The organism is Rhodococcus sp. (in: high G+C Gram-positive bacteria) (assembly GCF_049591685.1).
Taxonomy (GTDB): Bacteria; Actinomycetota; Actinomycetes; order Mycobacteriales; family Mycobacteriaceae; genus Rhodococcoides.
Map to the genome: position 1 here is coordinate 1 of NZ_JBAWFH010000099.1, position 11307 is coordinate 11307.

The 11307-nt window shown below is 64.8% G+C and carries 16 protein-coding genes; 10 read left to right on the top strand and 6 right to left on the bottom strand.

The features are described from left to right. From WBQ44_RS04490 to WBQ44_RS04505, 4 genes are all read left to right on the top strand, one after another. Positions 1-303 (top strand): effector binding domain-containing protein (locus WBQ44_RS04490; RefSeq protein ID WP_495565533.1); only part of this gene is annotated, 303 nt, incomplete at its 5' end. After that, positions 300-734, top strand: a complete 435-nt coding sequence (locus tag WBQ44_RS04495; RefSeq protein WP_495565534.1) for an effector binding domain-containing protein — start codon at positions 300-302, stop codon at positions 732-734. The genes WBQ44_RS04490 and WBQ44_RS04495, both read left to right, overlap by 4 nt. Before the next feature lie 217 nt (positions 735-951). Next, positions 952-1617, top strand: coding sequence for a ScbR family autoregulator-binding transcription factor (locus WBQ44_RS04500; RefSeq protein ID WP_495565535.1), 666 nt, complete (start codon positions 952-954; stop codon positions 1615-1617). Positions 1618-1660: 43 nt separating this feature from the next. Beyond that, on the top strand, positions 1661-1831 hold the full coding sequence (locus WBQ44_RS04505) for a hypothetical protein (protein WP_495565536.1): 171 nt from the start codon (positions 1661-1663) through the stop codon (positions 1829-1831). Between the two features lie 16 nt (positions 1832-1847). Here the strand turns inward: WBQ44_RS04505 and WBQ44_RS04510 are convergent, their stop codons facing one another. Next, on the bottom strand, positions 1848-2564 hold the full coding sequence (locus WBQ44_RS04510) for a ferredoxin reductase (protein WP_495565537.1): 717 nt from the start codon (positions 2562-2564) through the stop codon (positions 1848-1850). A 21-nt stretch (positions 2565-2585) separates the two neighbouring features. Next, positions 2586-3185 carry a sulfite oxidase-like oxidoreductase gene (locus WBQ44_RS04515; RefSeq protein ID WP_495565538.1) on the bottom strand — a complete coding sequence of 200 codons (600 nt, stop codon included), beginning with the start codon at positions 3183-3185 and terminating at the stop codon, positions 2586-2588. Between the two features lie 102 nt (positions 3186-3287). Here WBQ44_RS04515 and WBQ44_RS04520 point away from each other — a divergent pair, with 102 nt between their 5' ends. Continuing rightward, positions 3288-4121, top strand: a complete 834-nt coding sequence (locus WBQ44_RS04520; RefSeq protein ID WP_495565539.1) for an SDR family oxidoreductase — start codon at positions 3288-3290, stop codon at positions 4119-4121. On the opposite strand, the gene soxR is transcribed toward WBQ44_RS04520, so the two are convergent. Beyond that, the gene (gene soxR / locus WBQ44_RS04525; protein WP_495565540.1) at positions 4118-4588 is read right to left on the bottom strand and encodes a redox-sensitive transcriptional activator SoxR; all 471 of its coding nucleotides are present in this window, start codon (positions 4586-4588) and stop codon (positions 4118-4120) included. The genes WBQ44_RS04520 and soxR overlap by 4 nt on opposite strands. A gap of 104 nt (positions 4589-4692) precedes the next feature. On the opposite strand from soxR, the gene WBQ44_RS04530 reads away from it, so the two are divergent. The 4 genes from WBQ44_RS04530 (at position 4693) to WBQ44_RS04545 (ending at position 7582) form a co-directional block, all read left to right on the top strand. Then, positions 4693-5925 (top strand): arginine deiminase, encoded by a 1233-nt coding sequence (locus WBQ44_RS04530; protein WP_495565541.1) that lies wholly within the window; start codon positions 4693-4695, stop codon positions 5923-5925. A 113-nt stretch (positions 5926-6038) separates the two neighbouring features. After that, on the top strand, positions 6039-6704 hold the full coding sequence (locus WBQ44_RS04535) for an NAD(P)H-binding protein (protein ID WP_495565542.1): 666 nt from the start codon (positions 6039-6041) through the stop codon (positions 6702-6704). A 24-nt stretch (positions 6705-6728) separates the two neighbouring features. Next, on the top strand, positions 6729-7085 hold the full coding sequence (locus WBQ44_RS04540; RefSeq protein ID WP_495565543.1) for a GntR family transcriptional regulator: 357 nt from the start codon (positions 6729-6731) through the stop codon (positions 7083-7085). A 65-nt stretch (positions 7086-7150) separates the two neighbouring features. Then, positions 7151-7582, top strand: coding sequence for a DoxX family protein (locus tag WBQ44_RS04545; protein ID WP_495565544.1), 432 nt, complete (start codon positions 7151-7153; stop codon positions 7580-7582). A gap of 9 nt (positions 7583-7591) precedes the next feature. On the opposite strand, the gene WBQ44_RS04550 is transcribed toward WBQ44_RS04545, so the two are convergent. Continuing rightward, positions 7592-9127, bottom strand: a complete 1536-nt coding sequence (locus tag WBQ44_RS04550; RefSeq protein ID WP_495565545.1) for a dolichyl-phosphate-mannose--protein mannosyltransferase — start codon at positions 9125-9127, stop codon at positions 7592-7594. Between the two features lie 44 nt (positions 9128-9171). Here WBQ44_RS04550 and rsmI point away from each other — a divergent pair, with 44 nt between their 5' ends. Continuing rightward, positions 9172-10011: a 16S rRNA (cytidine(1402)-2'-O)-methyltransferase gene (rsmI, locus tag WBQ44_RS04555; protein WP_495565546.1), complete on the top strand. Its 840-nt coding sequence runs from the start codon at positions 9172-9174 to the stop codon at positions 10009-10011. On the opposite strand, the gene WBQ44_RS04560 is transcribed toward rsmI, so the two are convergent. After that, entirely contained in the window at positions 9988-10416 is a 429-nt protein-coding gene (locus WBQ44_RS04560; protein WP_495565547.1) for an SRPBCC family protein, read from the bottom strand. The genes rsmI and WBQ44_RS04560 overlap by 24 nt on opposite strands. Before the next feature lie 14 nt (positions 10417-10430). After that, positions 10431-11307 (bottom strand): alpha/beta hydrolase (locus WBQ44_RS04565; protein ID WP_495565548.1); only part of this gene is annotated, 877 nt, incomplete at its 5' end.

An 11307-nucleotide genomic window follows, 5' to 3' on the forward strand; every position in this document is an offset into this window, starting at 1 on the left:
ATCTACACCGACTTCGCGCCCGGCATCGGCTCGTACAACACTCAGATCGTCGGATATCGCTGTTCGTCGCTCAGTGAGGTCACCAGAGGGCACCTCGTAGCCAAGGCGCCGCGGGCTCGCTACGCAAAATTCTCGGCTGTGGGGTACTTCCCGGACGTGATGATGCGGCTCTGGCAGCAGATCGACCACGCCGAGGAACAGCACGAGATCACACGAACGTTCACGGCTGACTACGAGTGTTATCCGCACGCGTACAAGATCGACCTGTACCTCTCCGTCGAACAGGCAGGTCTCTCCGGATGAGCTACCGGGTGACAGCGCGCAGCGCCGAACTGTTCGGAGGACTCGTCGCGCCCCGCATCACGCCGGGAGCCGAAGCGAGCACCAGTGAGCTGTTCCGGTTCCTGCGCGAACGGCTCCGCGATCGTTTCGCCCGGTCGGTCGAGATCAGCACGGTGTTTGTGCCCGACGAGCACGGTGACTACAACGCGGTGGTGGCCACGTCGTATCTCTCGCCCGGCGAAGTGCCGGTGGGCGACGTGTTCGTCTCGGTGCCGAGCGGTGTGTACGCCCTGTTCGTTCCCGACGGCGTTCTCAGCGACCCGATCGAGGACGTGTGGGTGCAGGTAGAGGATGCGACCGCGAACGGTGAACTATTTCGGGCTTATAAAGAAGACATCGAAGTCGTTACAGATTCCGGCGAAGTGGAACTTTATATTTCTATCGTTATTTGATTGCTCATTGTTGCAACTCATTCGTCACCGGTAGATCACAATGAGAGTGCGTGTCGGGTTACTATTGGCCGGGCACATCGGGCCTACCGGCAGGTCCAAGGATTCGGGGCAGCGGATCCGATGCCGCGGATTCGGCCAGTGGGTACGGGTTCCGAGCATGACGTCGTCGGGGTCATCGCGGTCAACTGAGCAGGGGTGAGCGATCATGGTTAGGCAATTGAGAGCGGAAGCTACACGTGCAGCTGCGCTACGCGCGGCTGCAGATCTGTTTCTCGAGGTCGGGCACGCGAATGCCACCTTGAGTCAAGTTTCGGCTCAATCCGGAGTCACCAAAGGCGCGCTCTACTTCCACTTCGCGTCCAAAGAAGAACTCGCTCGCGCCATCGTCGACGAAGGTCATGAGCGGGTGTCGACGGCATGTGCAGGCCTCGTCGACAGCCGGTCGCCCGCGCTGGAATCGGTGATCGGCATCTCGTATTCCGTTCTCGAACTCGCTGCGTCAGATCCGCTCGTGCGCGTGATGTACCGGCTGCAGATGGAGATCGACGGATCCGAAACGGCCCGGGGCAGCGTGTTCGGCACCTGGGGCAACATCTTCGAGCACCTCTTCGACCGCGCTATCGAGCACGGCGACGTCGCCGACCACCTCGACTCCGCCAACGCGTCCCTTCTCGTCTGCGAGATGCTCGCCGGGGTCTTGATGGTGTCGGAGGCGCAGTCCACGCTGGAGACCGCGCCGTCGCGCATGGAGAAGGTGTGGCACACCGTTCTGCCGTCGCTGGTGCCGCCGAACAAGCTGGGTTACTTCCGTGAATTCGCGGCGCGCAGCCTGTCGAGTTTCGTTCCGTCCGCGGAGATGGCCGGAGAATCCGTACACGTCTGACATCCCCTTGCGGAGTGTCGGTGTCGCGCGGACACTGTGTGACATGAGCCACACAATTACGCACCATCGAATGTCCGACACCGAACTCCGCAAGGCGATTCGCACGCTGCAGAGTCGGGCCGACGACGCTCGCCGTCGCGGTGCCGAGGAAGACGCCACGCGCATCGAGCGAATCGTCGGTGAGTACCGCGACGAAATGTCGCGGCGGCTGTAGCCGAGGAAGGTTGCGGTCAGGAGCCCGACGGGCCGAACCGCTCCGTTTTGATTCGGGGCGGCAGATGGCCCGCCGACACCAGCATGTCCGCCGCCGCTTCGACGAATCCGGTCGGACCGCAAACGAAGCAACTCGGAGCGAAGTCCGGCGGCCACCCGCCGGCCACCAGGTCTTCCGGTGCCAACCTGCCGACCCGTCTGCGGTAGCCCTCGGGTGACTCGCGGGTGTAGCGGTAGCTGACATCGATTCCGCCCGGCAGTTTCCTCAACTCGGACGCGTACATCACCTCGGCGGGCGTGCGCACCGAGTAAATCAGCCGGAACGGCGTCTTTCGTTCGGCGTCGACCCGCGCCCGGACCATTGCCATGAGCGGCACGATGCCCGACCCACCGGCGATCAACAGCACCGGAGCGGGCTCGGCGGCGTTCCACACGAACCACCCACCGATCGGGCCGCGCAACTCGATCTGCTCACCCACCTCCAACACGCTCGTCAGATACGGCGAGACCTCACCGTCGTCCACGGTCTGCACCGTCAGCACCACGGTGTTGCCGTTCTGCGGGGTAGCCATCGAGTAACTGCGTTGCGCGCTGTACCCGTCCTCGGCCGTGAGTCGGACGTCGATGTGCTGACCGGGCTTGTGCCCCGGCCAACCGTCGACCTCGAACGTCAGCGTCATCGCTGTGGCGGTCTCGATACGCCTGTCCGTCAGCGTCGCTGCGTGCCACTTCACGAACGCGACTCGGCTTCTCGCTCAATCACCCTGGTACCGCTGTTCCTGCCATGGGTCGCCGTAGTCGTGGTACCCGTTGCGTTCCCAGAAGCCGGGCTCGTCGCGGACCAGCAGCTGTAGTTCGCTGACCCACTTCGCAGATTTCCAGAAGTACAGGTGGGGGACCAAGAGCCGCGCGGGACCGCCGCGTTCAGTGTGCAAGGGCTTGCCCTCGAATTCATATGCGAGCCAAGCTTTTCCGCCCCGGATCTCGTCAATCGGCAGATTGGTGGTGTATCCGTCGTAGCCGTGTGCCATCACATGCGTTGCCCGAGTGTCGATACCGCCGAGCAGAGTGTCGAGGGAAACCCCCCGCCAACGAGTGTCGAGCTTCGACCACTTGGTGACACAGTGGATGTCGACGGTTGGCTTCTCGGCCGGCAGCGCGAGCATCGCGTTCCAACTCCACCGATGCTTCTCGCCCATCTCGGTCGTGATGCCGAACTCCCACCGCTCGGTGGTGACTCTGGGGGTGGGTCCGACGGCGAGGACAGGAAAGTCGGTCGTCAGATACTGCCCCGGGGGTGTTCGGGCCTCGTTGCCGCGACGCTTGCCGGTGAAACCTCTGGAGACGATGGCCATCGGATGATTGTCCGTCCGAACGTCACCAGGGACAACTCGAACGGCGCGTAAGGTGCGATCGAGACGGACCGGAAGAATCGACTGGGGGGACCGAAGCCGAAGATGGCCATCAAGGATCTGCGCGGCAAGAAGATTTTCATCACCGGAGCCGGCAGCGGTATCGGGCGGGCCACCGCACTCACCGCAGCGCGCGCGGGAGCCGAGCTGTACCTCACCGACATCAACGAAGCAGGCCTCGGTGAGACGGTATCGGCGGCAGGCTCCGCCGTCGCACGGTCCAGCGCCTTCGACGTATCGGACTACGACGCCGTCACCGCGTTTGCCGAGTCGGTGCACACCGACGTCGGCAGCCTCGACATCGTGATGAACATTGCGGGCGTGGCCGCGTGGGGAACCGTCGAGAATCTTCAGCACCGGCATTGGAAGTCCATGATCGACGTCAATCTGATGGGCCCCATCCACGTCATCGAAAATTTCCTCCCGCCGATGGTGGCCGCCGGTACCGGTGGTCACCTCGTCAACGTCTCGTCCGCCGCCGGTCTTATTCCGCTCCCGTGGCACGCCGCGTACAGCGCCAGCAAGTACGGCTTGCGCGGTGCCTCCGAAGTGCTGCGGTACGACCTGAAGCGGCACGGCATCGGCGTCAGCCTCGTCGTGCCCGGCGGCGTCAAGACCGGGTTGGTGAACACCGTCGAGATCGCCGGAGTGGACCGCGACGATCCGCGGGTGCAGAAGCTGCAGCACCGATTCGAAAATCGGGCGGTCGAACCCGAGAAGGTCGCCGACGCCATCGTCGCGGGCATCCTGAAAAATCGCTACCTCGTCTATTCGTCGAACGACATTCGTTTCGGTTACTGGTGGGCGCGCAAGTTCGCTCCGCCGTACGAGTTCGTACTACAGAAAGCCAACGACCAGTTCAGCAAACTCCTGCGCTAGTCACGTCTTTCGAAGTCGACGTCGAGTCGGCGTGCACCCGGGCCCTCCTGGGACAGTTGGTCGCCGGGGTTCGCCAACGCGCAACTCGACATCGACAGGCACCCGCACCCGATGCATCCGGTCAGATCGTCACGCAGACGGATCAACTGCTCGATGCGACGGTCGAGGTCCGCATGCCAGTGCTGAGACAGCTTGGCCCAGTCGCGTTTGGTCGGCGTGCGCTCCTCGGGGAGTTCGGCGAGGGCGTCGCGAATCCGCGCGAGCGGGATACCGACCTTCTGCGAAATGCGAATGAACGCCACTCGACGCAGTGTGTCGCGGTGATAGCGGCGCTGATTGCCCGAGGTCCGCCTGCTGGCGATCAAGCCTTCCTTCTCGTAGAAGTGCAACGCCGAAATCGCGACTCCACTGCGGTCCGACAGCTGCCCCGGAGTGAGTTCGCGGACCTTCCCGTCGGGCGTGGACATGCCCCGAACTCTATGCGGCCGGCGCCGCAACACGCGGCAAGAAGGGCGTTGAACACGGCGCCGCTCGAGTGCGCGCACGGACCGGTCGGCGCTAACCTCGACCGATGACTGCACAACTCGGCGCGGACACCGAAGTCGGAACCCTCCGAACCGTGATGCTTCACCGGCCGGGTGACGAACTGCGGCGCCTGACACCCCGCAACAACGACCAACTGCTCTTCGACGCGGTGCCCTGGGTCGATCGTGCCCAGGAAGAACATGATGCCTTCGCCGAACTCCTCCGCGGCCGCGGCGTCGAAGTGCTGTTGCTGTCGGACCTGCTTACCGAGGCGATGACCGTGAGCGGCGCAGCCCGCATGCAGGGAATCTCCGCCGCGGTGAACGAACGACGGCTCGGCCGTGCACTGGCCGGGGATCTCGCCGGTCATCTGCGCGGTGTGCCCGCGGACGAGTTGGCGGCCATCCTCATGGCGGGAATGACGTTCGACGAATTGCTGGCCGCCGAGACCGATGAGCCAGAGCTCAGCGGCGCGTCGCTGGTGCGGCGGATGCACCACGGCGCCGACTTCGTCATCGATCCGCTGCCCAACCTGCTGTTCACGCGCGACTCGTCGTTCTGGATCGGCAACCGCGTGGCCATCACGTCACTCGCACTTCCCGCCCGTCTACGGGAAACGACGCTCACCGACCTGATCTACGCATTTCATCCCCGCTTCTTCGGAGTGCGACGCGCGTACGAATCACGCACCGCGCCTGTCGAGGGCGGCGACGTGTTGCTGTTGGGGCCGGGCGTCGTAGCGGTCGGAGTGGGGGAACGTACAACCCCAGCCGGCGCAGAAGCGTTGGCGCGCAGCCTGTTCGAGGACGGTCTCGCGCACACCGTTCTGGTGGTTCCCATCGCGCAGGAACGTGCGTCGATGCACCTCGACACCGTGTGCACGATGGTCGACGTCGACGCCGTTGTGATGTACCCGGCAATTCAAGACTCGCTGTCCGCGTTCACTATTCGTCAGGAGAACGGCACCGTCACCATCCGCGGCGCCGACCCGTTCTTGGGCGCCGCCGCCGAAGCCATGGGCATCGGCAAACTCCGCGTCATCGACACCGGGCTCGACCACGTCACCGCCGAACGCGAGCAATGGGACGACGGCAACAACACTCTCGCGCTGGCCCCGGGAGTCGTCGTCGCGTACGAACGCAACGTCGAAACCAATGCCCGGCTCGAGGCGTCAGGAGTGGAGGTGCTGCGCATCAGCGGCTCCGAACTGGGTTCGGGCCGCGGTGGCCCGAGGTGCATGTCGTGTCCGGTCGCGCGGGACCCCCTTCCCCGTGTCTGAAAAGTGCTGCGTCAACAACACTTTTGGCGCACGGGCGCGCAGCGCATATGGCGCACGGGCGCGCAGCGCATATGGCATGTTTGTCGACGGTGCCGCAGGGGTAGGCCGAGACGATGACCGATAGACGAGTAGTGATAGCCGGAGGACACGGAAAGATCGCGCAGCGTCTGATCGAGGTGCTCACTGCGCAGGGAGATCGTGCCGTTGCCCTCATCCGCAATCCCGACCACGTCAACGCCGTTACTGCACTGGGGGCGCTGCCCGAGCTGATCGACATGGAGACGGCTTCCGTCGACGATGTGGCGGCCCTGCTGCACGACGCCGATGCCGCTGTGTTCGCGGCCGGTGCCGGGGCGTCGGGGGGAGTTGGACGCAAGGATACCGTCGACCGCGGTGCGGCAGTTCTGTTGGCCGATGCGGCCGAGAAGGCAGGGGTCAAGCGATTCGTCCAGATCAGTTCGTTCGGAGCCGGCGAACCCGTCGCCGATGACGCAGAGGACACGTGGAAGGCGTACATCGAGGCCAAGACGGCCGCCGAAGACGACTTGAAGGCGCGCACCGAGTTGGAGTGGACGATCCTTCGTCCCGGTGGCTTGACGGACGACGACCCCACCGGCCACGTGTCGCTGTCGGCCCCGCCGCTCGCCCGTGGAACCGTTCCCCGCGGCGATGTCGCTGCCGTGATCGCGACCCTGCTGAACACGCCGTCGGCTGCGGGCAAGACTTTGATGCTGACGTCGGGCGACACGGCGATCGAGGATGCGGTCGCCGCCGTCTGAGTTTCGAGGTCGTAAGTTTCTCGCATGGAGATTCGGATCGACCCGGCGTCCGCGACGTCCCTGTTCGAGCAGGTGCGAGCAAGCATCCTCGCGCAGGTGCGCAGCGGGGAGTTGATCGCCGAGACGAAGATTCCGACGGTGCGCGGTTTGGCGGAGCAACTGGGCATCGCGCCGCACACCGTCGCGCGGGCGTACAAGGAGTTGGAAGCGCAGGGCGTCATCGAGGCCCGTGGCCGGCTCGGCACGTTCATCCGATCGAGCGGTGACCCCACCGAGGACAACGCTGCCCGAGCGGCGATGGCCTTCGTCGCGGAACTGCGCGCACTGGGTCTGTCCGACGACAAAATTCGTGGGGTTCTGGACTCGGCCCTCGACGCTTAAGTTGTAACTTCAACAAACCTGTGTCAGGGTTGGCGCGTCCCATTGCCGTGCCAGAAGGATCTGACATGAACTCGCCCATCTTCCGCGACATCGCAACGCTGCTCGCCCGCCTCGGCCTCGGCATCGTCTTCATTGCCCACGGCTGGCAGAAGATCGACACCAACGGCCTCGACGGCACCAAGGCCGGGTTCGAGGGCATGGGTGTGCCGCTGCCCGCCGTGTCGGCCTACTTCGCCACCTTCGTCGAGCTGATCGGTGGAATCGCCCTCGTGCTGGGCATCTTCACGCCCATCGTCGGAATCCTGCTGTTCCTCAACATGCTCGGCGCATTCCTCTTCGTTCACTACGACCTCGGCGTCTTCGTCGCCGAAGGCGGCTACGAACTCGTCGTTGCACTCGGCGTCGGCGCACTGCTGCTCGCCGCTGTCGGTGCAGGCCGCTTCAGCCTCGACGGAGTGTTCGGCGGAAAAACCAGCTTCGCGAAGTCGCGCGTCTGACCCTTCTCGTCAGCGCCAGCTGGGTAGCCACAGCTGCTGCTGCCACAGATCGGGCGTGATGGGCATGGCCGTCAGAATCGGCCACAGCCAAATGAAGTTCGCTGTCACCAGGCCGACGTAGAGGCACACCAGCAACAACCCGGTGCCTCTACGCTCGGCCGACGCGCGGGCGCGGCCGATGATCTGGCCCAATATCAGCGCGAAACCCATCACCATGAACGGCGCGAGAGCAACCGCGTAGAAGTAGTACATCTGCCGGTCGAGAGTGGCGAACCACGGGAGAAACGCCGCGCCGTACCCCGTCAGTACCACCGCGAACCGCCAATCGCGACGCACCAGCATCATCCACAGGCACCACAGCAGCATGGGCACCGCCAGCCACCACAGCGCAGGCGTCCCGATCAACATGATCGCCTTCACGCACGACGGCGCGCTGCAGCCCTGCACGTTGTCGCCCTCGGCGAAGTAGTACAGCATCGGCCGAAGACCCATCGGCCACGACCACGGCTTCGACTCCCACGGATGACGGTTACCGGCGGAATTCGTCAGGCCGTCGTGGAACGTCAGCACGTTTCCGCTGTAGAACCACAGCGACCGCAGCGCATCCGGAACGAACGAGAACGTCCCGTCGGTGCCGACCTGATTGCCGACGGCGTGACGGTTGATGCCGTTCTCGCTGGCGAACCACCCGGCATACGTGCACAGGTACACGATCAATGGGACGACAACCATTGCGTACAACGCCGGACCGACGTCGCGCACCGCGGTGCCGAGCCAGGGACGCCGGACGCCGTTGGCCCGCCGAGCCGCGACGTCGAACGCGACGGTCAACAGCCCGAAAAACGCGACGAAGTACAGCCCGGACCACTTGGTTCCGCACGCCAGGCCGAGCATCACGCCTGCGCCGAACCGCCACCACCGGATCCCCATCCGCGGGCCGAAACTGCTTGCCGCCATGCGGCCTTCGCGCCGCACCTTTTCCATCCGGCGACGAACGTCGTCGCGGTCGACCACGAGGCACCCGAGCGCAGCGGTGACGAAAAACGCCAGAAAGATGTCGAGCATCCCGACCCGGGACGAGACGAACGTGACCCCGTCGACGATCAGCAGGAGACCAGCAATCGCGCCCACCAGCGTGGAGCGGGCCATCTGGCGCACGATGCGAACCACGATGAGTACCAACAACGTTCCCACAACCGCTGCCGAGAACCGCCAACCCCACCCGTTGTAACCGAAGAGCGCCTCGCCGACCGCGATAAGCTGCTTGCCGACGGGCGGATGCACCACCAATCCGTAACCCGGGTTGTCCTCGACGCCGCCGCCGGTGAGCACCTGCCACCCCTGCGGTGCGTAATGCTTCTCGTCGAAAACGGGCGTGCCGGCATCGGTGGGGTAACGAAGCATCGCGAAACGCGTGATCGCCGCAATCAGAGTGACGACGAGTGTGACGATCCAACCCCGTCGACGATCGGCATCACGGTAGTAGTCCGGCGCGGGAGAGGTCGGCCCCGGACTGACGACGAACCGCTCGGTCAACAAGGCCACGTACCGATCGTATGCGGCCACTCCCCGTGCGCGATCATGGGAGCATGCTGATCCTTGCCGCCACACCCATGGGCGATGTGGGTGATGCGTCCCAGCGACTACGCGACGCATTGGCCACGGCCGACGTCGTCGCAGCCGAAGACACCCGACGCACCAAGCAGTTGGCGTCGGGACTCGGGGTGACGATCACCGGGAAGGTGGTCAGTTTCTACGATCAGGTCGAGACCGCGCGCCTGCCCGGCCTGGTCGACGCCGTCCGCGAGGGCAAGTCGGTACTCCTGGTCACCGACGCCGGGATGCCATCGGTGAGCGACCCCGGCTACCGGTTGGTCGCCGCATGCGTCGAGCACGACCTGCCGGTGACGTGTATGCCCGGTCCGTCCGCGGTGACGACGGCCTTGGCGTTGTCCGGGCTACCGGTCGAGCGGTTCTGCTTCGACGGCTTCCCACCGCGCAAGCAGGGGCAGCGCACCACGTTCTACCGTTCACTGAAGACAGAACCGCGCGCATGTGTGTTCTTCGAAGCACCGCACCGCCTCGCCGCAAGCCTCGCCGACGCCGTCGCCGTTCTCGGCCCAGACCGACGCGCCGCGGTGTGCAGGGAGCTCACCAAGACCTACGAGGAGGTCAAGCGCGGCACCCTCGGCGAACTCGCCGCGTGGGCCGCCGACGGCGTGCGCGGCGAGATCACTGTCGTCCTCGCCGGAGCCGTCGCGGTGGCGTCGGAACCCGAAGATCTGATCGACGACGTCGAAAAGTTGGTCGCGTCGGGCATGCGGCTCAAGGACGCCTGCGCACAGCTCGCCGTGGACGGCGTCAGCAAGCGCGAGCTGTACGAGGCAGTCCTCGCGGCGAGGCAGCTAGCCGACGACCTGTTGACGTAGGCCTTCGGTTGCGGCTTCGAGAATCGTCTTGGTGCCCTTCTTTACGAGGAACCCGGGGATGGGAATTTTGGGGTCCACGGTGAGGGAGAACTCGACGTGCGTGCCCCTGTCGGTGGGGGTGAGGGTGTATTCGCCGTGCTGCGATTTCTGCTGCGAGCCCTGGACTAGGTCCCAGATGACCTTGGTGTCCGTCCAGGTGTATTCGACGGTCTGCTCGTCGTTGATGCCGAGGATGGACACCGACATCTTCACGTGGTGCGGCTTGCCGTCGTCGAACCGGTCGACGACCTCGATCTTCTTGTGCACGGGCGACCACGACGGCAGCCCTTCGACATCGGCGAGGACCTCCATCACGGCGGCCGGTTCGGCGTTGATGTCGACCTCTTTGTTTGCTGTGACTGCCATGCACACAAAGTAACTCAGGCGGTGCCGAGGGCGGCAGGTATTGCGGAATGGGCGCGCACGAATGCACCGATCTCATACAGTGCGCGCCCGGCTTCGGGCACGAAGTCCGCGGCTTGAAATACGTGCACCTGGTCTTCCCACACCTGCAGTTCGCAGTCGACGCCCGCTTCGTCGAGGCGTTCGGCCATGAGTTCTGCGTCGGCCAGCACCATTTCGGTGGATCCGGCCTGGATGAGCACCGGCGGCAGGCCCGCCAGATCGGCGTCGACCGGTGAGACTCGTGGCCCGCGCTCGCCTTCGACGACTATTCGCGCCTCGACCCGATCGGCGAGGACGGTGAGGGCGGGCACGGCACGTGCGGGAAATACGGCGCACTTCGAGGCGTTGGCGTGCTCGAGTTTGCCGGTGGGGTCCATGTCGGTGAGCGGTGACATGGTGAAAATGCCTGCGGGCGTTGGGATATCGAGATCGCGAAGCATCAGCGCAACCATGAATGCGAGGTAACCGCCCGCGGAGTCACCGGCGATGAAGATTTGATCGGGTCGGTAGCCGGAGTCCAACAGGAAGCGGTATCCCTCGACTCCGTCTTCGACGGCATGCGAAATGGGGTTGCGCGGCATCATCCGGTAGTCGACCGACAGAACCGGTGCGTCCACGGCCTGCGACACTCGCGAGGTCAGCCGACGGTGGCTGTTGAGTCCGCAACAGACGAACGCGCCGCCGTGCAGGTACAGCACAACGCGCTCGTTGCCGACGCCCTCTGCCCGGATCCATTCGGCGCTGCAGTCGGCCAACATGATCTTGTTGTACTGCGTGCCCTTGAGCGGGGGAACGAGATAACCGGCGTAGTCGACGACCCCCATCGGCCACGGCAGATTCGGAGCCTTGGAC

Excerpts from the sequence above, each read along its gene's own strand:
- WBQ44_RS04495 (WP_495565534.1), top strand. The coding sequence starts at position 300 with ATGAGCTACCGGGTGACAGCGCGCAGCGCCGAACTGTTCGGAGGACTC.
- WBQ44_RS04505 (WP_495565536.1), top strand. The coding sequence starts at position 1,661 with ATGAGCCACACAATTACGCACCATCGAATGTCCGACACCGAACTCCGC.
- WBQ44_RS04515 (WP_495565538.1), bottom strand. The coding sequence starts at position 3,185 with ATGGCCATCGTCTCCAGAGGTTTCACCGGCAAGCGTCGCGGCAACGAG.
- WBQ44_RS04520 (WP_495565539.1), top strand. The coding sequence starts at position 3,288 with ATGGCCATCAAGGATCTGCGCGGCAAGAAGATTTTCATCACCGGAGCC.
- soxR (WP_495565540.1), bottom strand. The coding sequence starts at position 4,588 with ATGTCCACGCCCGACGGGAAGGTCCGCGAACTCACTCCGGGGCAGCTG.
- WBQ44_RS04530 (WP_495565541.1), top strand. The coding sequence starts at position 4,693 with ATGACTGCACAACTCGGCGCGGACACCGAAGTCGGAACCCTCCGAACC.
- WBQ44_RS04535 (WP_495565542.1), top strand. The coding sequence starts at position 6,039 with ATGACCGATAGACGAGTAGTGATAGCCGGAGGACACGGAAAGATCGCG.
- WBQ44_RS04540 (WP_495565543.1), top strand. The coding sequence starts at position 6,729 with ATGGAGATTCGGATCGACCCGGCGTCCGCGACGTCCCTGTTCGAGCAG.
- WBQ44_RS04545 (WP_495565544.1), top strand. The coding sequence starts at position 7,151 with ATGAACTCGCCCATCTTCCGCGACATCGCAACGCTGCTCGCCCGCCTC.
- rsmI (WP_495565546.1), top strand. The coding sequence starts at position 9,172 with ATGCTGATCCTTGCCGCCACACCCATGGGCGATGTGGGTGATGCGTCC.
- WBQ44_RS04560 (WP_495565547.1), bottom strand. The coding sequence starts at position 10,416 with ATGGCAGTCACAGCAAACAAAGAGGTCGACATCAACGCCGAACCGGCC.